This is a genomic window from Paenibacillus sp. Negev47, from assembly GCF_058313655.1.
The window spans coordinates 29426-49616 of sequence record NZ_CM177754.1; the positions used below are offsets into that span (position 1 = coordinate 29426).

Sequence of the window (20191 nt, forward strand, 5' to 3'; positions counted from 1 at the left end):
TGGAGTGTGACAGGCTCATTTTGGGTAATGGAACCCATAACAGGGCAAAAAAATACCTTCCACGGTGGTATTCACCGGGAAGGCCATTAAGGAATATTAAAAAGGTTAGAACTAACAATTTAGATAAGTCCAGTATAGCTGTATTTTTTTATTTTGCTACAGGTGCAGGGATTTCGGAAATACATTCGTTACATACGATTTTACCTTTGAAGTAAGTAACGTTCTCTGCATTACCACAGAAGATACAAGCAGGCTCGTATTTTTTCAACATGATGCGCTCGCCGTCAACGTAGATTTCCAGAGCATCTTTTTCACCAATACCGAGCGTACGGCGCAATTCAATCGGAATAACTACCCGTCCCAGTTCGTCCACTTTTCTTACAATACCTGTTGATTTCATCATTATAATCAGTGCTCCTCTCAGCTAACTATCATTGTCATTATTCGACATTATTTTATGTTTTATGATACTCATCATACCAACGATTCCCAAATCAGTCAACCTTAAAATTAGCTTAAAATTAAGGCTGTTTTTCCTAAGGTTGCTGGTGGTAAGGGATTGCAAGCTGTTTTTCGTATTTAAACATCAATGTCAGGTTTGTCGATTTGGAAAACGACAAAACTACCTAATTCGACAAAATTCGTCATATCGTGTCGAATGTTTGGTGAATCGTAGAGGTCAAAGCGTTAATATAAAAGAAATTAAAGGAGTGAGTCGACATGGAACAACGTCTAACAGAAGAGAAAGTGTTTAAAGACCCGGTACATAATTATATCCACGTGCAAGATCCGATTATATGGGAGTTAATCAACACCCCTGAATTTCAGCGGTTACGCCGGATTCGTCAGTTAGGGACTTCTTACCTAACCTTTCATGGAGCAGAGCACAGTCGTTTCTCACATTCACTGGGTGTTTATGAAATTACGCGCAAGATCATCTCTCAATTTGAAAGAAGTCATTATTCAGATTGGCCAAAGGACGAAAAGATTGTAGCGCTATGCGCAGCTCTACTTCATGATCTTGGGCATGGGCCGTTCTCTCATTCCATCGAGGAAGCTTTTGACATGAATCATGAAGATTGGACTTGTCGCATCATTACAGGTGATACCGAAGTAGGGGCAATCTTAAGACGGTATGCTCCTGATTTTCCTGAGAAAGTGGCTTCTGTGATTCAAAAAACGTATGAGCAGCCCATTGTAGTCAATCTGGTGACTAGTCCTCTTGATGCGGACCGTATGGATTATTTGCTCAGGGATGCTTACTTTACGGGAGTAAATTATGGCACGATCGATCTTGATCGTATCCTTCGCATGCTGCGGCCCTATCATGGACGGATTGTAGTCAAGGAGTCAGGCATGCATGCTGTGGAGGATTACTTAATGTCTCGGTACCAGATGTATTGGCAGATTTACTTTCATCCAGTAACCCGTAGTTCCGAAATTATATTGCGGCAAATATTCAAGCGAGCAAAAACACTCATAAAAGAAGGTTTTCAATTCCGCTTCTTGATCGATCCACTTCCTCAATTATTTGAAGGAGAACTATCGGTAGATGAATATTTGCAGTTGGACGAAGCCTTGATTCAGACGGCATTTGCGCAGTGGCGCAAGGAGGACGATGCTGTTCTGAGTGAGTTATGCGAACGTTTCATGGATCGCAAGTTATATAAGTATGTAGAGCTTGAACAGACCGACTTGACAATGATGGAAGAAATTCGGGAAGCTTTTATCCAGGCAGGTCTCAATCCCGAATATGATCTTGAAATTGATTTTCCGTCGGATAATCCGTATGATGTGTTTCGTCCGGATGAATCCACGGATAAGCAGATTCTTCTGCTCGATCGACAGGACAAGTTACATGAGTTGTCAGAAGTATCCGACATTGTCCGGTCCATTAGTGGGCTGCATCGGGGGAAACATCATTTGTATTACCCGCAAAACAAGGTGGATGCGATTATTCATGAATTACCGTCCCATATACGCCCCTATTTCTTGTAATGATGGATGAGGGTACAACTTGGTGAAAACTTTGAGTTCAAAAGACTTTCTAAAAGAGCTATTTTCCATGATACAGTAATCTGCTTTAATGGGCAGTATATGTAGATCGACATAATTTTGTAAATGCAATCAGGTAAAATCATCTCGATCAGCCATATATAGATCAGAATATCTGTACATCTTCTATATATTGTAGTTGTGAAGCAATGAATGAAATGATGGCAATATACAGATTCCCCAAAATGTTTTATCTATGAAGCAATGATATATTAAATTTTACACATTGAATTTTAAACAAAGATAGTCGTTAGTTCGACATGAAGGGAGACACAAACATGATGCTGTTCGACACACATACACATCTGGATGCACCACAATTCGACGAGGACCGCGAGGAGATGATTCAGCGTGCTGTGGATGCCGGAGTTGGTCGCATGATCAACATTGGCTTTAACCGGGAGACGATACCGACCACCATGGAACTTGTTGAAACGTATGACTTTATATATGCAGCTGTAGGGTGGCACCCCGTAGATGCGATCACGATGCAGGAGGGCGATCTGGAATGGATTGCATCTTTATGCAAGCATGAAAAAGTGGTTGCGATCGGTGAGATTGGGTTGGATTATCACTGGGATACTTCACCGAAGGAAGTGCAGCATCGCGTATTACGACAACAAATTGCATTGGCTCGTGAAGTGAACATGCCCATTGTCATCCATAATCGAGATGCGCACGAGGATATCATAAGAATTTTGCGTGAAGAGAAAGCTGGCGAGGTTGGTGGTGTTATGCACTCATTCTCAGGCAGCTGGGAAACCGCAAAAAGTTGTCTCGATATGGGCTTCCATCTGTCCTTCGGAGGCCCGATCACATTCAAAAATGCAAAACAGCCCAAAGAGGTGCTGGCGAAGGTTCCGATGGACCGATTTTTCATTGAAACAGATGCTCCATATTTGACACCTCATCCGTATCGTGGGAAACGGAATGAGACAGCGCATGTACGTCTGGTTGCAGAGGCAGCAGCGGAAATTAAAGGCATTTCGGTAGAGGAAATTGCTGCAATAACAACCAAAAATGCCATGGAACGATTTGGGATTTGTTAAAAAATCGAGTAAATCAGGTGAAAAAGGCAGGTAAGCGGAGGTAATTTGCCCTTTGATCCAAATAGATCAAGAATATTACAATATTTTAACCAAATATTCAGAAAAACGTACTTGATCAACGCTTTACAACATGCATCAAAACAGGATATCATCTTTTCAGTGAATTGTTGTGCGGAAAACTGGACAGATGTTCGGGGGATGAACAAAGGGACACTTTCCGATGAAACAACATTACTTTCATGAATCAGTCTCGCTGAGTCTCCGTTAACGGAGAGCGGGGGAACCAATAGGGCTTAAACAGCAGTGTATTTAGCTGCTGCGCATCATTCGCTGACCCAAAAGCAGCGAAAGGAATTGCGAAGCCATATTTGATTTCTTCTTTGGGTCTCGGGGTGAATTCAAGGGCGTCCGCCATGAGCGGGTGACCCAAGATAGGGCGGCTCTCTTTCGCCCGAACCCGACAGCTAACCTCGCAAGCGGAAAAAGAGAGGCAACCTCGTGCATGAATTTCCGATATTCAAAATCATTCGGAAGCCACGAAAGAGTTCCTCTTACACTCTTTCTTTGGCTTTTTTGTTTTTGAATAAAAGAAATGTTGTCATCATACGGTAGGTATTCAGGAGGATGACATCATGTTGCGAAGATGGGTTCATGGTGCAGAACCGGTCATATGGTCCGACCTGTGTTCTGTAGAAAAATTGGTATAGTCACGTCAAAGACATCATGCATTACTTTAGACGACGAGGCTATGAAGGAGGACGGAGAAGTGGGCACATTCCAACCAGAAGAGACCCATGAGTCACGATCATCCAGTAAGTCTTTCGCGTTGCGGTGGAAGCATGAGAACATGCGTCAAATGGCATTGATCGCGATTTTCTCAATTGCGCTTACAATCATGATCTTGTTAGTCGTTTACGGTCAGGCCGGGAAACAAATTTCACTGGTTATTGATGGCAAAGCTCAGGTGGTAGAGACTCGTACAGGAATGCTTCAGGAAATGCTGGAGGAGCAGTCAATCACAGTCAGCCCTCACGATCAGGTATCCATTCCGCTCAATGGAGCAATTACAGATGGAGACCGAATCGTTATTGAGCGGGCCGTTCCAGTCAACATTACGGCAGACGGAGACACCAAGACTCTGTATACAACCGATTCATCGGTAGAAGATGCAATTCAAAAATCAGGTATTCAAGTTGAAAATAATGATAAAGTGTATCCGGCGCTTGGAACTGCTATCAAAGCGGATATGAAGATCCGTGTAGTGCGTGTAACAAAGCGTACAGTGGATGTAGAGCAACCAATCGCTTACAAAGTAATTAAAACGGCTGACCCTAGCTTGTACAAAGGGGATAACCGTGTCGTTGTGAACGGCAAAGAAGGCACACTTGTACAGCATATCGAAAAGGTATTTCAGGATGGAGAATTGGTCTCCAAAAAAATGGTCGGCAAATCCGTCGCGAATAATCGTGTAGATAAAGTGATTGCTGTCGGCACCAAAGCGAAACCGGTCGTGAAAGAACCTGAGATTCAGATGGTATCGGCTCAAACTTCTACAACCAAAAAGGCTACAACAACGAACTCGAAGAAAACATCTGCCTCGGGCAGCAAAGTGATTACCGTATCCGGGACTTCTTTTAAATACTCCAAAGTACTTAAGAACGTATCCATGACTGCCTACTCTTCCGAAGAGCCTGGCATTGGTACCAAAACAGCTTCCGGTACTCGTGTAACGGAAGGGCGCACCATTGCGGTTGATCCCAAAGTCATTCCAATTGGCTGGTGGGTATATATCGAGGGTCTGGGCTTCCGTCGTGCGGAAGATACAGGCGGTGCCATTAAAGGCAACAAAATTGATGTATATTATGACAGTGTGAAGCATGCCCTGAATTTTGGACGTAAGAAAGGCAAGACGGTCTACGTGATCGGTCCGGTGAAGCCGGAAGCGAACTAAAATCGTTTTACTTTGAAATGGGAATGCTATAAAATAGTTGCATGAATGATTCATGCGGAATATGCGGCGGAGGGGTCTGAATTCAGTCTCCCCCGCCGTTTGGCAGAGAAGAGGATATTCCTCTTCTTTTTGCGTTAGAAAGGAAGAAATGGAACATGATAAAAGAAGTGATTGTGGTGGAAGGCCGCGATGACACGGTAGCCATTCGCCGGGCTGTGCAAGCCGATACGATAGAAACAGGTGGATCAGCCATCAACCAACGCATTCTAAAACGGATTGCGCTTGCTCAGGAGAGACGGGGAGTCATTGTACTCACAGATCCGGATCATGCCGGCGAGCGCATTCGTAAAATTATTGCGAACAAGGTCCCTGGCTGCAAGCATGCCTTCATTCCGGAAGCCGATGCGACGCGTAAAGGAGACATCGGGGTGGAAAACGCCTCACCAGAGGCGATTCGGCACGCGCTGGAACGCGTACATACTTCATACGAAGGTGCTCCAAGCCTCATCGATTGGGAGGACCTCATTGCGGCAGGACTTATCGTACACCCGCAGGCCGCCGCACGCCGTATGGAGATGGGCAATCTGCTGGGCATTGGATATTGTAATGGTAAGCAGTTTCACAAACGTCTGAGTGTATTTCAGATTACACGGGAAGAGTTCTCCACAGCATTAGCGCAAATTGAACGCGAAGGATTGTGAGCATATGAGAGACATGGAAGAAACGATTGAAATTGCAACGCCCAAGCGAACCAAAGAGATTATTCAAAGACACGGATTCTCATTCAAGAAAAGTCTGGGTCAGAACTTTCTGATCGATCAAAATATACTGAACAAAATTGTTAATGCAGCCGATTTGGATGAGTCCAAGGGTGCGCTGGAGATCGGGCCGGGTATTGGAGCCCTTACAGAGCGATTGGCTCGGGTAGCGGGTCCTGTCACAGCCGTAGAGATTGATCAGCGCTTGATTCCAATCCTGGGAGAAGTGATGCAGCCGTATTCGAATGTACGTGTTCATCATGGGGATGTGTTGAAGCTTGATCTGGCTGAGTTGTTTAATACGGATTTTGCATCCGTGGATAAAGTCAGTGTCGTGGCTAACCTGCCTTATTATGTAACGACCCCGATTATGATGAAACTGCTGGAGGAGAAGCTGCCGGTAGACAGCATTGTCGTCATGATTCAGAAAGAAGTGGCTGAACGCATGGCTGCTGCACCGGGATCAAAAGACTACGGTAGTCTGAGCATCGCAGTTCAGTATTACAGTATGCCGGAGCTGGTTTGTATTGTGCCTCCTACGGTCTTCATTCCGCAACCTAATGTGGAGTCGGCTGTTATTAAGCTGAAGGTGCGTGAGCAACCGCCAGTTGAGATTCCTGATGAAGCACACTACTTCGAAGTGGTACAGGCTTCTTTTGCCCAGCGGAGAAAAACAATCTCGAACAACCTGAAAGCACGCTTCTTCACGAAGGAGAACCGGGAACAGGCAGATATTCTGTTGGAGCAGGCAGGTATTCAACCTTCCCGGCGTGGAGAAACGTTAAGTCTGCAGGAGTATGCTACACTCAGCACCGTGATGTGGGAAGCAGGGGTACGCGCAGCGCTGTAAAATTCGAATGAACCAAACCGGGTCTTTGCCCATACGATGGGGTAGAGGTGATTACGTTGATGAATATCGGAGACTTGGTCGTTCGGAAGTCATACGGTGGTGATGTGACTTTTCGGGTGGAAGGCCTCCAGCTGGATACTGCGGTCATTAAAGGGACTGAGTTCCGGCTGCTTGCTGATTCCCCGGTGGATGATTTGATACAGGTTCCCTACGAACCGCAAAGTGCCAAGACCAGACAGGCACATGTTAAAGCACATCAGACGCTGTCCCGCCTGCAGCAGAATCGTAAGGAACAGGCTGAGCGGAATCGTGAAGGTCTGGTGCAGGATTGGTCTGCTCAGCAGGAACCAGCTTATTTTGAAATGCCTGGAAAGGTGCTTCATCTGGATGGAGACCCCAATTATTTGAAAAAAAGCATGGATCTCTATGAACAACTACGTGTTCCCGCGGAGGGACAGTATGTTCATGAATCTGCAATGGCAGATACCTTATACCGTTTGTTACCCAAAGTACGTCCGGATATCGTCGTAATTACGGGTCATGATGGGGTGTTAAAGACGCGTCAGCCCTATGACTTATATAGTCTTGGTAGCTACAAGAACTCGCAAAATTTTGTGGCGGCTATTCAGGTGGCCAGACAATATGAACGTCATCTGGATGCACTAACCATCGTGGCAGGGGCCTGTCAGTCCCATTTTGAGGCACTGCTGCGCGCTGGAGCGAACTTTGCCAGTTCTCCGGGCAGGATTCTTATTCATGCACTTGATCCGGTCTATGTGGCAGCGAAGGCCTCCTTCACATCTGTGCGGGATACAGTTAACATGAGTGATGTTCTGCACAATACCATCAGTGGTAGCCAAGGTGTGGGTGGTGTGGAGACACGTGGGAGTTACCGGGTAGGTCTGCCGGGCTTAAATGATTTATCCACTCTAAAAGTAAACCCATCCGCGGTCTGATGTAGGCCATTTAAAGTCCCAATTTGGGGCTTTTTTTGTTTGCGAAAAAATTCATTGACAACAACTTTTTGATGCTGATATAATAATTAGTTTTGATTTGACAATGACTGTAAAATCCGGTATAATGGACAAGAAAAGAGGTGGTCGTCGACAATGGCTAAAAACACGCTGTTGGATATCAAACGCAATCTCGACGCACATATTGGTCAGAAAATTATGTTGCGGGCTAATGGTGGCCGCCGTAAGACCATTGAGCGTACGGGTGTATTGGAAGAAACGTACCCTTCTGTTTTTATTGTTAAGCTTGATGAGGAACAAGAAACTTTCAAGCGAGTATCTTATAGTTATGCGGATATACTTACGGAATCGGTGGAAGTCATGGTCTATGACCCGGGCAGCCAGACGCATAGCTCCTATATGGAGACGTAAGTATCGTTTTACAGGCGATTCGCCCCACAAGGCGGATCGCTTTTTTGTTTTTCATAAAACAACCAATTCGCCCTCTAAGGTAAACCATACATACGTAGGAATAGTTAAGAACGGTCGCGGCATACTATTTGGACAGGTGAAGGAACAGTTTCTTAAGCAAATGGTGGGAAACTGAACTTGGCCTGGGGCATGTTGTCTAAAACGTGAACGAACTCATCACATCATGATGGATACTAAGGAGGAGGATGGTTCATGAGTCGGAGAAGAAGAAGTGTCATGTCAGAGGATCTGAAGAATGAACTAGCAAAAGACCTGGGTTTCTATGACACGGTCCAACAGGAAGGCTGGGGCGGAATCAAAGCCAAAGATGCAGGAAACATGGTAAAACGTGCAATTCAACTTGCTGAACAGGCCGCGCGCAAATCCTAATCCGTTTCAATCAGATTGTAAAGCGGGGAAATCCGTCAGGAATCACCCCGCTTTTTCCCCATAGATGCGGAATAGAAATGACTTGACAGCCCCATTTTGATATAATATGTTAAGTTGTCTTAGGGAAAAGGTGAGGACGGGTGAACGCCTTGAAAATTTACGAAAAAGCGCCTGCTAAAATTAATTTGATGCTGGACGTTTTACATAAAAGAAGCGATGGATTCCATGAAGTTGAAATGATCATGACCATGGTCGATCTGGCCGATCGGCTGGAAATGTCGGAACTGCCGCGAGATACCATTTTCATCTCCAGTCAGGCAGGGTATATCCCGCTCGACGAGAAAAATTTGGCTTTCCAGGCAGCCCGGCTTATTAAGGAGCGCTATAACGTGCACACGGGAGTTCATATTCATCTGGACAAAAAGATTCCAGTTGCAGCTGGACTTGCAGGTGGTAGCAGTGATGCAGCAGCAGCTCTGCGTGGATTGAACCGCCTTTGGCGGCTCAATATACCGGATCACGAACTACAGGAGCTTGGAGCTGAACTCGGTTCGGATGTTCCATTCTGTATCACAGGAGGGACAGCGCTCGCTACAGGACGTGGTGAGAAATTGACGCCTATACCTAATCCGCCGCAATGTTGGGTTATCCTGGCCAAGCCGCCTATTAATGTGTCTACAGCCGATGTATACGGACGGTTCCGTAGTGACAAGATTGTTCGGCATCCGAGTGCGGAGAAAATGGAGCAGGCTATTCGTGACCAATCATTTACGGATGTATGTAACCAGATGGGCAATGTGCTTGAAGATGTAACGTTGAAGCTGTATCCGGAAGTTCAGCATCTGAAGGATGCCATGATTCGTCTGGGTGCAGACGGTGTGCTGATGTCAGGCAGTGGTCCAACGGTATTCGGTTTGGTGTCGAAAGAATCCAAGGTTGCCCGGATATACAATGGTCTGCGGGGCTTCTGCAAAGAAGTGTACGCTGTACGTATGTTGACGTAAAATTCGCTTTTATAATGTACAAACACGTATAAAGGTGGTATATTTTTAAATAATTATTCGGATTTAGATGTTTCCGTGATCGTGAGGATGGATCTCTGTGAAGAAGTTAAAACGAAGCGCAAGGCTGGTTGAAATGACGCAATACTTATTGTCCAGACCGCATACGGTTATTCCGCTCACCACATTTGCCGAACGCTATGGAGCCGCGAAGTCTTCGATTAGTGAAGATCTGGCGATTATCAAGGAAGTGTTCGAAGAAGGTGGGTCAGGAGAACTGAATACACTGGCTGGAGCAGCCGGGGGAGTTAGATGGATTCCGAAGGTGTCCCGAGAACTGGCATTGGCATTTGCAGAGCGACTCTCGACCCAGCTCGCGCAGCCTGACCGGATCTTGCCTGGAGAATACCTGTACATGTCCGATCTGCTGGGACAGCCCGCATTGATGAATGAAGCCGGAAAGATCTTTGCAACGGCCTTTGGCAACATGAATATTGATGTGGTTATGACGGTAGAAACCAAGGGGATTCCACTGGCTTATGCGACCGGAGCCCAGCTCAACCTGCCTGTTGTGCTCGTTCGCAGGGACCATCAGGCTACAGAAGGATCGGCCGTAAGTATCAATTATGTATCGGGGTCCCATAAAAGTCTGCATACCATGTCCCTGTCTCGCAGGGCGATGCGTGAGCACTCCAGAGTACTTATTGTGGATGACTTCATGAAGGCTGGGGGTACGGTGCAAGGAATGATCGATCTTTTGGCCGAGTTTAATGCTACGGTAGCCGGGGTAGGGGTACTGGTTGAATCTGGTTCTGTGGATTCAGAAGAACGCCTGCTAACAGATTACGTATCACTGGCTAAGCTAACAGCGGTTGATGCCAAGAGCAGACACATTTCCGTGAAGCCTGGCAACTATTTTGACCTGTAGAAAGATGACGAATTTCATGTCGGGAAAGGTTCTTTTCCATCGACCTGGCACTAACGTTGTCGAATTGTGTATTAAATAAAAAAATTCCTGAAATTAGGAAGTTTTTGTGGTTATAAAAAGAAGGAGTTCGTATAGGCTGTGTGGAATTATACACCAAGTTCTGATGGAAAAAGGTGGTGAACACACACATGCAAATTACGGATGTCAGACTCCGCCGTGTTAACTCGGAGGGGAGAATGAAGGCTATCGCATCCATTACCATCGATAACGAATTCGTCGTTCATGACATTCGTGTCATTGATGGTAACAACGGAATGTTTGTTGCTATGCCGAGCAAGCGGACTCCTGACGGAGAGTTCCGTGATATCGCCCACCCGATCTCTTCCGGTACTCGTGAGAAGATTCAGGCAGCAGTTTTGACTGAATATGATCGCGCAGCAACTGAGGAAGAAGTCATTGAAGAAGGTGCCTGAGAACATTATTGGGGTTCGAAGGAAAAGAGAGCCATGTCTTATGGCTCTCTTTTCTTTTTGACCGGAATAAGATATATTCAGTATTGAGTTTATTAGCAGAGAACAAAAAGCGCATCGTGCGCTTGGTGGCAGGGCGGCATCTTAGGAATCATTGGGATTCGGTTAAGCTCGCAGGTACACGGCGTATACATATAGGTCACGATTCGTTGGTGTCCGCGTTGTTACGTGTGATTACAGAGACAGCAGGCGATGAACAAGACCGGCTTGAAGCCGGCTGAACGATACTCATTGGATATGAGGTAAGAAATGCACTTCAATGGGATTTTCAGAACAGGAGGTCGTTAATTTTGAAACGAATGGCAATCGTTCTTGCCGCAGGGCAAGGGAAACGAATGAAATCAAAATTGTACAAAGTACTGCATCCCGTATGCGGTAAACCTATGGTTGGACATGTGCTGGATGCAGCACTCAGCGCAGGCGTTGAACGCAGTGTAGTTGTAGTCGGTCATGGTGCCGAAGCGGTGCAGTCATTTTTAGGTTCCAGAGCGGAGTACGCTCTTCAGGCGGAACAACTGGGAACAGGTCATGCAGTGAAGCAGGTTAAATCGTTGCTTGGTGGCGAAACAGGCTCTACCATTGTGGTATGTGGAGATACACCACTTGTGACCAGTGAGACGCTGGAAGGTCTGATGAAGCTCCATGAGAGTAGCGGAGCAGCAGCGACAGTTCTTACGGCTCAGTTGGACAATCCCAAAGGCTATGGCCGAGTGATTCGCGGAGAAGATGGGTCTGTACAACGGATTGTGGAACAAAAAGATTGCACGGAGCAGGAAGATGCCGTGAATGAGATTAACACAGGCACATACTGTTTCGATAATGCCAAATTGTTCGCTGCCTTGGAAAAAGTGACGAACCAGAATGCTCAGGGAGAGTATTATCTCACAGACGTAGTTGGCATTTTCCGCAATGATGGAGAAGTCGTTGAGGCTTACATGTCAGATGACATCGCAGAATCCATCGGGGTTAATGACCGACTCGCACTTTCACAAGCCGAAGCCTTCATGCGTGAACGTCTCGCCGTACGCCATATGTTGAACGGTGTTACGATCATTGATCCGTCATCGACATATATCGGAGCGGATGTTACGATTGGATCAGATACAGTATTGTATCCGGGGACGATCCTCAAAGGCACAACTTCCATTGGGGAAGCATGTCATATTGGTCCTCAGGCAGATGTGGAAGACAGCGTTATTCAGGATGGAGTTACGATTAAACATTCGGTATTGTCCAATGCCGAGGTTGGTTCTGATGCAACGGTTGGTCCATTTGCTAATTTGCGTCCAGGGACTAAACTTGGTCGCAACGTAAAAATTGGTGACTTTGTTGAAGTGAAAAATGCTACAATTGATGAAGGCTCCAAAGTATCTCATCTCAGTTATATTGGGGATGCCAAAGTAGGGAAAAACGTAAATGTTGGATGCGGGGCAATAACTGTCAATTATGATGGTTATAATAAAGCTGTGACAACGATTGAAGATGATGCTTTTGTAGGCAGCAACGTCAATCTAATCGCACCGATTACGGTAGGAAAAGGCGCTTATGTGGTTGCTGGCTCAACCGTTACCCATTCCGTTCCCGAGAATGATCTGGCCATTGCTCGTCCACGTCAGGAGAATAAACCTGGTTATGCGGAGAAGATTCGCGGACGTGCCAAAGCCAAGAAACAAAATGCCAAACCCCAATAAGGGGTTTTGATAACAAGATTGCCTCCCGAAGACCGGGAGGTGCCGACATGTCGCAGACGCTTATAGATTCCAATGAACCAGCACGGAGGGTTTTTATTTTATGACTTATTTTGATTCGAAATTAAAAATATTTACTTGCAATTCTAACCCCAAGCTCGCCCATCAAATTGCTGATTATATCGGGATTCCTATGGGTGAATCTCATACAACCAGCTTTAGTGATGGTGAGATTCAAGTGAAACTCTCCGAGAGTGTTCGGGGTTGTCACGTCTACATCGTGCAGTCCACTTGCTTGCCGGTTAATGACAACCTGATGGAAATGCTCGTTATGATCGATGCACTTAAACGGGCATCTGCCAAGACGATTAACGTCGTTATTCCTTATTATGGCTATGCAAGACAGGATCGCAAGGCGCGTTCGCGTGACCCGATTACAGCGAAACTGGTTGCCAACCTGATTGAAAAAGCGGGTGCAACCCGTGTCATCGCGATGGACTTGCATGCAATGCAGATTCAGGGATTCTTCGACATTCCGGTCGATCATTTGCTCGGTGTGCCAATTCTGGCTCAATATTTCCGGTCGAAACAGATCGAAAATCCAGTTGTTGTGTCGCCTGACCACGGTGGCGTAGTACGTGCACGTAAACTGGCTGATTTCCTGAATGCACCTCTTGCGATTATCGACAAGCGTCGTCCTGAGCCGAATGTCAGCGAAGTGATGAACATTATCGGTAATATCGAGGGTAAAACAGCCATTCTGATCGATGACATTATTGACACGGCAGGAACGATTGTACTGGGAGCGAATGCTCTGATGGAAGGCGGCGTAAAAGAAGTATACGCGTGCTGTACTCACCCTGTATTGTCCGGACCTGCGATGGAACGTTTGGAGAATGCACCATTGAAGGAAGTCATCGTAACGGATACCATTCCAATTACGCATGCTAATCCGACAAGCAAACTCAAAGTGTTGTCTGTAGCGCCTTTGCTCGGAGAAGCAATTATCCGGGTTCATGAGGAATTGTCAATCAGCAAGCTGTTTGAAATTGAATAAGGATGTCTGCATAAAGTAGTAGAGGGGTTACGTTTTCCGGTTCAATGGAAAATGTAACCCCTGTCGGCGTGCCGTTTTATTATAAGTGAAACAGACGCTGATCAGTTCATTAATACCCTGGGCGGGAGATAAACCGGAAACGACGCCGATGAAAAAGCGTGTTGGCAATTTCGACGAATTGATTATCGAAACGTGTGATGAGACCGATCTCAATATGGGTGTCGCGGTCGTATACCTGTACAGGTACGTGATATTCGAGATGATAGATAAAATCGCTATGTTGAGTCAGTTGTCCGTTGTCTTCGCGCAAAACCCGCTCACCTTCCTGGGTTGATAAAATATGAACTGTGAATACTACAGTAAATTCGGAACGTTACTTTCCTGATATTATATGAAATATAACTTTCGAAGTCTATGCCTCACCTCAGGCTAATCCGAAGGAGGGAACAAGATGAAGTGGATTGTCGGACTTGGAAATCCAGGCTCGAACTATGCCAAAACCCGTCATAATATCGGTTTTATGGCGCTGGATCGGTTGGCAGATCGTCATAGTATCTCCATTACACAGAGTAAATGTAAGGCGCTGATTGGAGAGGGCAATATCGGCGGTGTGAAAACCGTGCTAATCAAACCAATGACCTATATGAATTTGTCTGGTGAATCGGTTCGGGCATATATGGATTTTTATAAAGTTAGTCTTGAAGATCTGATTGTTGTGTACGACGACATGGATACAGAGATTGGCAAAGTCAGATTACGTTATCAAGGCAGTGCAGGTGGACATAATGGGATCAATTCCATTATTCAGCATACCGGTACACAGCAGTTTAACCGGGTACGCATGGGAATATCCCGGCCTGAACCAGGACATGCCATAGTCGATTATGTACTGTCGACATTTATGAAGAAAGAAAAGGAAGCCCTTGATCAGACTATTGAACAAACGTGTGATGCCCTGGAGCATAGCTTGACCCATACGTTTGAACAAACAATGGCGAAGTTTAACGGTTAATTGTGTAAGACATATTGGTAAAATGATCAAAAAAGACGGGTTCGATTCAGCCATATTGGACATACTGGACGTATAAACCATGTTCAGGAGGCATAAACATGTCAGTGAATTACGTATGTCGGCATTGCCGCACCTTTATTGGACGAATCGATTCTGCCCGGATAACGGAAGTAGAGCTCGGCTTTCATTTCTTGACCCCCGACGAGCGGAGGGATATAATAGCGTATAATTCCGGTGGTGACATTACCGTTCGGATTACATGTGATTATTGCAAGGAAGCCCTGGAGCACAATCCGGAGCTTAGCCTGCTCGCGAGTCCGCTTCAGTAGACATCGCCTGTAACAGGATCGAATGACAGTTGAGGGCGGTTGCGTAATAACGCTCCACCTTTTATAGCCTTGGCAGCCTGCTGAGGCTTCTTTTCAGTTGGAATGAAAACCAGCGCTATCTCCAAATCAGGCTCAGCCACATCAACAGATGTGGCAATGTTGCGAGTAATCCTTTATGATGAAACAGGACAAAAAGGAATTTGTATCCATTTTAATAGTGATGCTACGCGTATGCGTGAGATAATCAAGTAAGTTATAAGAGAGGTGCCCCTTTTGTTACAAGCACTTATACAGGCTTTTTCCAAAGATCCGGACTTCGGGTCCATTACAGCCGGAATCAAGTCCGGCATGAAAGAGCAATTGGTCTCCGGTTTGTCCGGATCAGCGCGTCAGATTATGCTGGCTGCTCTGCATCAGGAAATGAATCGACCATTGCTCGTAGTAACGCATAATATGTTTTCAGCCCAAAAAATTGCAGAAGATTTACAGGAAGCGCTTTCAACTGATCAGGTGTTGATCTATCCTGCCAACGAACTTGTCGCTGCTGAAGCTGCTGTTTCCAGCCCGGAAACATTGGGTCAGCGCATTGATGTGTTGGTCCGCTGCGCCCAGGGATTCAGGGGCGTTGTTGTTATTCCCTTTTCCGGGGTAAGACGCTATGTCCCGCTTCCGGAAGTAATGGCCAATGCTCGAATTTTGATTAAACAAGGCAACACACTTCAACTGGATTCCTTCCTGCTGGAGATGGTAAAGCTCGGATACGAGCGTGTGGAACGCGTGGAATCTCGCGGTGAGATGAGTGTACGTGGTGGCATCATCGATTTCTATCCGGTTACTTCATCGATCGCGTATCGAGTGGAGTTATTTGATGACGAAATCGACTCCATTCGGACATTTGACCCAGCGGATCAACGTTCGATTGAACGGATTGGGGAAGTTACGGTTCTGCCATGCAAGGAGTTAATCGCAGACCGTGAACGGATGGAAAAGGCTGCGGATGCGGCTGTCCTTTTGCTGGAGCAACAGCTGGAGAAAATGACGGACCGGCAGGCGAAGCTGCGTCTTCGTGAAGAAATTCACCGGGAGATTGAGCTTTTACGAGAGCACGTGTATTTCTCCGAAATGTATAAATATATATCTCCGCTCTATCCGGAGAACAAAACGATCTACGACTATATGCCAGAAGATACGCTGCTGGTTCTTGATGAGCCTGCCAGACTCTCGGAGACATCAAAACAGCTGGACCGTGATGAATCGGAGTGGAATTTGCACTTGATGCAAAACGGAAAAACACTTCCAGATCTTCCATTATCCGCAGACGGTGATGAACTCTTGTATGAGCGTCCATTCCAGACGCTGTTTATGTCGATCTTTTTGCGTCAGGTTCCACACACCCAACCACAAAACATTCTGAACTTCATCAGTCGTGGCATGCAGGATTTCCATGGACAGATGAATGTGCTGAAGGCAGAGATGGAGCGTTGGCAGAAGGCTGGCGTTCAAGTGCTCATGCTGGCGAATGGTGAGGAACGACTGGATCGGATGCGCCGGGTACTGATGGACTATGATATTCCAGAGCCGGAGATGCTGATTGGTAACTTGCAAACCGGGTTTGAAATGCCATCCATTCATTTGGCTGTCGTGACTGAGGGCGAGATGTTCTCGCAAAAACAGCGTAAAGTACGGAAACCGATTCGGAATGTAGACAATGCGGAACGGATCAAATCCTATAGCGAGCTAAAAGTGGGCGATTATGTCGTTCACCAGAACCACGGGATTGGTAAGTACCTGGGGATCGGCACACTTGAGGTTGGCGGCATTCATAAAGACTACATGCATATTCTCTATGCGGGTGGAGACAAACTGTCTGTACCTATTGAACAGATTGATCTGATTCAGAAATATGTTGGTTCCGAAGAGAAAGAACCGAAAATATACAAGCTGGGCGGTAACGAGTGGACACGGGTTAAAAATAAAGTCCGCACATCCGTACAGGATATTGCTGATGATCTGATCAAGCTGTATGCGGAGCGTCAGACCTCCAAAGGGTTTGGATTCGACAAGGATTCTGCGGAACAGCAGGAGTTTGAGGACATGTTCCCTTACGATGAGACACGTGATCAGGTGCGTGCGATCGAGGAAATCAAGAAGGATATGGAACAAAACCGTCCAATGGACCGTTTATTGTGTGGGGATGTCGGTTACGGCAAAACCGAGGTGGCTATTCGTGCTGCGTTCAAAGCAGCAATTGAAGGGAAACAGGTGGCTGTACTCGTGCCGACAACGATTTTGGCACAGCAGCATTTTGAGACATTCCGTGAGCGTTTCTCCGGTTATCCGTTCAACATTCATGTGCTGAGCCGTTTCCGCTCCCGTAAAGAGCAGAATGAAACAGCAAAAGGCATCAAGGCAGGTACAGTGGATATTGTGATTGGAACGCATCGATTGCTGTCACAGGATCTGGTGTTCAAGGACCTGGGACTGCTCATTGTCGACGAAGAACAGCGTTTCGGAGTAACCCACAAGGAAAAACTGAAGAAGCTGAAAACGAATGTAGACGTACTGACGCTGACGGCAACGCCGATTCCGCGGACCCTTCACATGTCCATGCTGGGTGTGCGTGATCTGTCCGTTATCGAGACTCCCCCAGAGAATCGTTTCCCGGTACAGACTTATGTGGTTGAACATAGCCAGGCGCTTGTACGCGAGGCTATTGAGCGTGAGATGGCACGTGGTGGTCAGGTATATTACCTCTACAACCGTGTTCAGGGAATTCAGGAGATGGCTGCCGAAATTTCTGAACTGGTGCCTGAAGCCAAGGTTGGTGTAGGACATGGCCAGATGTCGGAAACAGAGCTAGAGAAGACGATTCTGGACTTCCTGGATGGTGAATATGACGTGCTTGTGAGCACAAGTATCATCGAGACTGGGGTAGATATTCCGAACGTAAATACCCTGATTGTACATGATGCGGATAAAATGGGGCTTTCCCAGCTGTATCAGCTGCGTGGGCGAGTGGGTCGTTCCAACCGTATTGCCTATGCCTATTTCACGTACCAACGGGACAAAGTTCTTACTGAAGTTGCCGAGAAACGTCTGCAATCGATTAAGGAATTCACTGAACTGGGTTCGGGATTCAAAATCGCCATGCGTGACTTGTCGATCCGTGGTGCGGGCAATCTGTTAGGAGCAGAGCAGCATGGCTTTATTGCTTCCGTCGGGTTCGATCTGTATTCCCAGATGCTCGCAGAGGAGATCAACAAACGCAAAGTTACGATGCTTGGCGAAGAGCCGGTACCTTCCGACCAGTGGAACACAACCCTGGATCTCAGTATCGATGCTTACTTGCCGTCCGATTATATTTATGACAGTATTCAGAAGATTGAGATCTATAAAAAAGTGGCGGTCATTGCCTCCTTCGACGATGCGATGGAATTGGAAGACGAATTGGTGGACCGGTTCGGTGATCTTCCGGAGGCCGTCATTAACTTGCTGGCTGTTGCGCGGATGAAAGTATACGGCAAAATCTATGGTATTGAGTCCATTTCCCAACGCGGTGAGGACATCACCGTGAAGTTCTACGAAGGGCGCGAACATGCCTTTGAACTCTCGAAAATCGCGCACATTGGAAATCAGTTCGAAAGACGTGTACAATTTGAACAAGGACCCCATATGCTGATTCACGCTAAAGGCAAGGGGCTTGGGGATAAGCAACTGATGGAGCTGGTAGAGAAAATTCTGGAGTCCATGAAGACTGCTTTTAAATCAAAGGGGGAACTAAAGGATGTTACCAAAGTATAAAAAGGTAGGAAAAGTACTGTCTGTGAGCATGGTCGCAGTACTGTCCTTATCATTGCTTGCTGCTTGCGGCAAGAAGGAAGAAGCAAAAGCACCAGAATCGACAGATACAAGTGCTGTAGTCGCTACGTATGATGGTGGTACCATCACAGCCAATGAATTTGACATGGAACAACGTGTTATGAAATTCCTGTATCCGGAATATGCACAAATGATGGATATGGACGATTTCAAGGAGTACCTGGTGAAACAGGAAGTTGCTTATGAATATCTGAGTGGCAAAGCAAGTGAAGAAGCCAAAACAGCAGGTGCCAAAACAGCAACCGAACAATTCGATAAAATGAAAGCTTCTGTTCAGGCAGATCAATGGACTGAGATGCTGAAAGCTCAGAACCTGACTGACCAGAACATTAAAGATTATATGACTCGGATCATGACGGTAATCAAAGACAAGGAAACAGGCGTTACGGAAGATGCCATCAAGGCTGAGTTTGAGAAAAACAAAGATCAGTTCACTACGGCTTCCGTTCGTCACGTGCTGATTAACTTCACAGATCCAAAAACGCAAAAAGAGCGTAAAAAAGAAGATGCACTGAAGATTGCAAAAGAAGTAAAAACCAAGCTGGATGGTGGAGCTGATTTTGCTAAAATTGCAAAAGAATATTCCGAAGATCCAGGTTCTGCTGAAAAAGGTGGATTGTATGAAGAAACACCTGTAGGCAGCTGGGTAGAGGCATTTAAGGAAGCTGCAAAAACGTTGCCACTGAACAAAATCAGTGATCCAGTAGAGACAGAGTACGGTTACCACGTCATGAAAGTGGAAGCTCGTACAGAAGCTGACTTTGCCAAATTGACGGCTGAACAAAAAGAAAGCCTGAAGAGCCAATTGGCTGCAGCTGAAATCGATACGTTCATGCAAAATGAATTGGACAAAATCGTAAAAGAAGTCAAACTGCCAAAAACAGAAAAAGCTGAAGAAGGTACGACTGAAGGCACAACTGAAGGTACTACGGGTACAGGAACTGAAGGAGAGAAAACAACCGAACCAAAAACGGATGACTCCACAGGTACGGATACCAAGACTGACCAAGGTACGACTGGAACAGATAAAGATGCAACAACAGATGAAGGTACAAGCAGTAAGTAATATTGCTGTGTTAGCATATTTTAAGGGTTAAATCCGCCCTAATGAATGCTATGTACTACGTATATATGGACAACCATACAGAGAAGCAAGGGGAGGACTTAGGACCTCCTTCTTGCTTCTTCTTGTATATATTCAAGCCGTATGGGTACATGGTCACCTTCTTCGAAAGTTACACAACTATATTATCCGAAGCATGTATAAGGAAATGGGAACAGATGAATACT

At 46.1% G+C, this 20191-nt stretch carries 20 protein-coding genes and 1 riboswitch; of the genes, 18 read left to right on the plus strand and 2 right to left on the minus strand.

Features of this window, described 5'->3' with window-relative positions; all coding sequences use genetic code 11:
• Window positions 1-148 precede the first annotated feature (148 nt).
• Window positions 149-403, minus strand: a complete 255-nt coding sequence (locus AC4G47_RS00135) for an AbrB/MazE/SpoVT family DNA-binding domain-containing protein (protein WP_017691383.1) — start codon at window positions 401-403, stop codon at window positions 149-151.
• Window positions 404-720: 317 nt separating this feature from the next.
• On the opposite strand from AC4G47_RS00135, the gene AC4G47_RS00140 reads away from it, so the two are divergent.
• The 14 genes from AC4G47_RS00140 (at window position 721) to AC4G47_RS00205 (ending at window position 13681) form a co-directional block, all read left to right on the plus strand.
• Window positions 721-1998 (plus strand): HD domain-containing protein, encoded by a 1278-nt coding sequence (locus tag AC4G47_RS00140; protein WP_491104267.1) that lies wholly within the window; start codon window positions 721-723, stop codon window positions 1996-1998.
• A 335-nt stretch (window positions 1999-2333) separates the two neighbouring features.
• Window positions 2334-3104 carry a TatD family hydrolase gene (locus AC4G47_RS00145; protein WP_491104268.1) on the plus strand — a complete coding sequence of 257 codons (771 nt, stop codon included), beginning with the start codon at window positions 2334-2336 and terminating at the stop codon, window positions 3102-3104.
• Window positions 3105-3345: 241 nt separating this feature from the next.
• Window positions 3346-3599, plus strand: a riboswitch (cyclic di-AMP (ydaO/yuaA leader).
• 271 nt (window positions 3600-3870) lie between these two features.
• Window positions 3871-5055, plus strand: coding sequence for a resuscitation-promoting factor (locus AC4G47_RS00150; RefSeq protein WP_491104269.1), 1185 nt, complete (start codon window positions 3871-3873; stop codon window positions 5053-5055).
• Window positions 5056-5210: 155 nt separating this feature from the next.
• The gene (gene rnmV, locus AC4G47_RS00155) at window positions 5211-5756 is read left to right on the plus strand and encodes a ribonuclease M5 (RefSeq protein ID WP_458124801.1); all 546 of its coding nucleotides are present in this window, start codon (window positions 5211-5213) and stop codon (window positions 5754-5756) included.
• 4 nt (window positions 5757-5760) lie between these two features.
• Entirely contained in the window at window positions 5761-6663 is a 903-nt protein-coding gene (gene rsmA / locus AC4G47_RS00160) for a 16S rRNA (adenine(1518)-N(6)/adenine(1519)-N(6))-dimethyltransferase RsmA (protein WP_458124802.1), read from the plus strand.
• 59 nt (window positions 6664-6722) lie between these two features.
• Window positions 6723-7619 (plus strand): sporulation peptidase YabG, encoded by an 897-nt coding sequence (gene yabG / locus AC4G47_RS00165; protein ID WP_458124803.1) that lies wholly within the window; start codon window positions 6723-6725, stop codon window positions 7617-7619.
• A gap of 153 nt (window positions 7620-7772) precedes the next feature.
• A complete protein-coding gene (gene veg / locus AC4G47_RS00170; RefSeq protein WP_017691376.1) occupies window positions 7773-8048 on the plus strand; it encodes a biofilm formation stimulator Veg in 276 nt (91 codons plus the stop codon).
• Between the two features lie 252 nt (window positions 8049-8300).
• Window positions 8301-8477 (plus strand): small, acid-soluble spore protein, alpha/beta type, encoded by a 177-nt coding sequence (locus AC4G47_RS00175; RefSeq protein ID WP_017691375.1) that lies wholly within the window; start codon window positions 8301-8303, stop codon window positions 8475-8477.
• 149 nt (window positions 8478-8626) lie between these two features.
• On the plus strand, window positions 8627-9481 hold the full coding sequence (ispE, locus tag AC4G47_RS00180; protein WP_458124804.1) for a 4-(cytidine 5'-diphospho)-2-C-methyl-D-erythritol kinase: 855 nt from the start codon (window positions 8627-8629) through the stop codon (window positions 9479-9481).
• Between the two features lie 97 nt (window positions 9482-9578).
• A complete protein-coding gene (gene purR, locus AC4G47_RS00185; RefSeq protein WP_145326525.1) occupies window positions 9579-10406 on the plus strand; it encodes a pur operon repressor in 828 nt (275 codons plus the stop codon).
• A gap of 188 nt (window positions 10407-10594) precedes the next feature.
• Entirely contained in the window at window positions 10595-10879 is a 285-nt protein-coding gene (spoVG, locus tag AC4G47_RS00190; protein WP_017691372.1) for a septation regulator SpoVG, read from the plus strand.
• 83 nt (window positions 10880-10962) lie between these two features.
• Window positions 10963-11157 carry a hypothetical protein gene (locus AC4G47_RS00195; RefSeq protein ID WP_124118801.1) on the plus strand — a complete coding sequence of 65 codons (195 nt, stop codon included), beginning with the start codon at window positions 10963-10965 and terminating at the stop codon, window positions 11155-11157.
• 78 nt (window positions 11158-11235) lie between these two features.
• The gene (glmU, locus tag AC4G47_RS00200; RefSeq protein ID WP_491106611.1) at window positions 11236-12627 is read left to right on the plus strand and encodes a bifunctional UDP-N-acetylglucosamine diphosphorylase/glucosamine-1-phosphate N-acetyltransferase GlmU; all 1392 of its coding nucleotides are present in this window, start codon (window positions 11236-11238) and stop codon (window positions 12625-12627) included.
• A 100-nt stretch (window positions 12628-12727) separates the two neighbouring features.
• Window positions 12728-13681 (plus strand): ribose-phosphate diphosphokinase, encoded by a 954-nt coding sequence (locus AC4G47_RS00205; RefSeq protein ID WP_017691370.1) that lies wholly within the window; start codon window positions 12728-12730, stop codon window positions 13679-13681.
• 109 nt (window positions 13682-13790) lie between these two features.
• Here the strand turns inward: AC4G47_RS00205 and AC4G47_RS00210 are convergent, their stop codons facing one another.
• Window positions 13791-13991: a hypothetical protein gene (locus tag AC4G47_RS00210; protein WP_076216763.1), complete on the minus strand. Its 201-nt coding sequence runs from the start codon at window positions 13989-13991 to the stop codon at window positions 13791-13793.
• A 141-nt stretch (window positions 13992-14132) separates the two neighbouring features.
• Between AC4G47_RS00210 and pth the strand changes: the two genes are divergently transcribed.
• The 4 genes from pth to AC4G47_RS00230 all read left to right on the plus strand — a co-directional run bounded on the left by pth (window position 14133) and on the right by AC4G47_RS00230 (window position 19967).
• Window positions 14133-14693 (plus strand): aminoacyl-tRNA hydrolase, encoded by a 561-nt coding sequence (gene pth / locus AC4G47_RS00215; protein WP_491104271.1) that lies wholly within the window; start codon window positions 14133-14135, stop codon window positions 14691-14693.
• Window positions 14694-14791: 98 nt separating this feature from the next.
• On the plus strand, window positions 14792-15022 hold the full coding sequence (gene fin / locus AC4G47_RS00220; protein ID WP_017691368.1) for an anti-sigma-F factor Fin: 231 nt from the start codon (window positions 14792-14794) through the stop codon (window positions 15020-15022).
• Window positions 15023-15295: 273 nt separating this feature from the next.
• On the plus strand, window positions 15296-18823 hold the full coding sequence (mfd, locus tag AC4G47_RS00225) for a transcription-repair coupling factor (protein WP_491104272.1): 3528 nt from the start codon (window positions 15296-15298) through the stop codon (window positions 18821-18823).
• A complete protein-coding gene (locus AC4G47_RS00230) occupies window positions 18807-19967 on the plus strand; it encodes a peptidylprolyl isomerase (protein ID WP_491104273.1) in 1161 nt (386 codons plus the stop codon). The genes mfd and AC4G47_RS00230 overlap by 17 nt, the downstream gene beginning before the upstream one ends.
• The last annotated feature ends 224 nt before the right edge of the window (window positions 19968-20191 follow it).

Coding starts and splice junctions, on each gene's coding strand:
- AC4G47_RS00135 (WP_017691383.1), bottom strand. CDS start 403: ATGATGAAATCAACAGGTATTGTAAGAAAAGTGGACGAACTGGGACGG.
- AC4G47_RS00140 (WP_491104267.1), top strand. CDS start 721: ATGGAACAACGTCTAACAGAAGAGAAAGTGTTTAAAGACCCGGTACAT.
- AC4G47_RS00145 (WP_491104268.1), top strand. CDS start 2,334: ATGATGCTGTTCGACACACATACACATCTGGATGCACCACAATTCGAC.
- rnmV (WP_458124801.1), top strand. CDS start 5,211: ATGATAAAAGAAGTGATTGTGGTGGAAGGCCGCGATGACACGGTAGCC.
- rsmA (WP_458124802.1), top strand. CDS start 5,761: ATGAGAGACATGGAAGAAACGATTGAAATTGCAACGCCCAAGCGAACC.
- yabG (WP_458124803.1), top strand. CDS start 6,723: ATGAATATCGGAGACTTGGTCGTTCGGAAGTCATACGGTGGTGATGTG.
- veg (WP_017691376.1), top strand. CDS start 7,773: ATGGCTAAAAACACGCTGTTGGATATCAAACGCAATCTCGACGCACAT.
- AC4G47_RS00175 (WP_017691375.1), top strand. CDS start 8,301: ATGAGTCGGAGAAGAAGAAGTGTCATGTCAGAGGATCTGAAGAATGAA.
- spoVG (WP_017691372.1), top strand. CDS start 10,595: ATGCAAATTACGGATGTCAGACTCCGCCGTGTTAACTCGGAGGGGAGA.
- glmU (WP_491106611.1), top strand. CDS start 11,236: ATGGCAATCGTTCTTGCCGCAGGGCAAGGGAAACGAATGAAATCAAAA.
- AC4G47_RS00205 (WP_017691370.1), top strand. CDS start 12,728: ATGACTTATTTTGATTCGAAATTAAAAATATTTACTTGCAATTCTAAC.
- pth (WP_491104271.1), top strand. CDS start 14,133: ATGAAGTGGATTGTCGGACTTGGAAATCCAGGCTCGAACTATGCCAAA.
- fin (WP_017691368.1), top strand. CDS start 14,792: ATGTCAGTGAATTACGTATGTCGGCATTGCCGCACCTTTATTGGACGA.
- AC4G47_RS00230 (WP_491104273.1), top strand. CDS start 18,807: ATGTTACCAAAGTATAAAAAGGTAGGAAAAGTACTGTCTGTGAGCATG.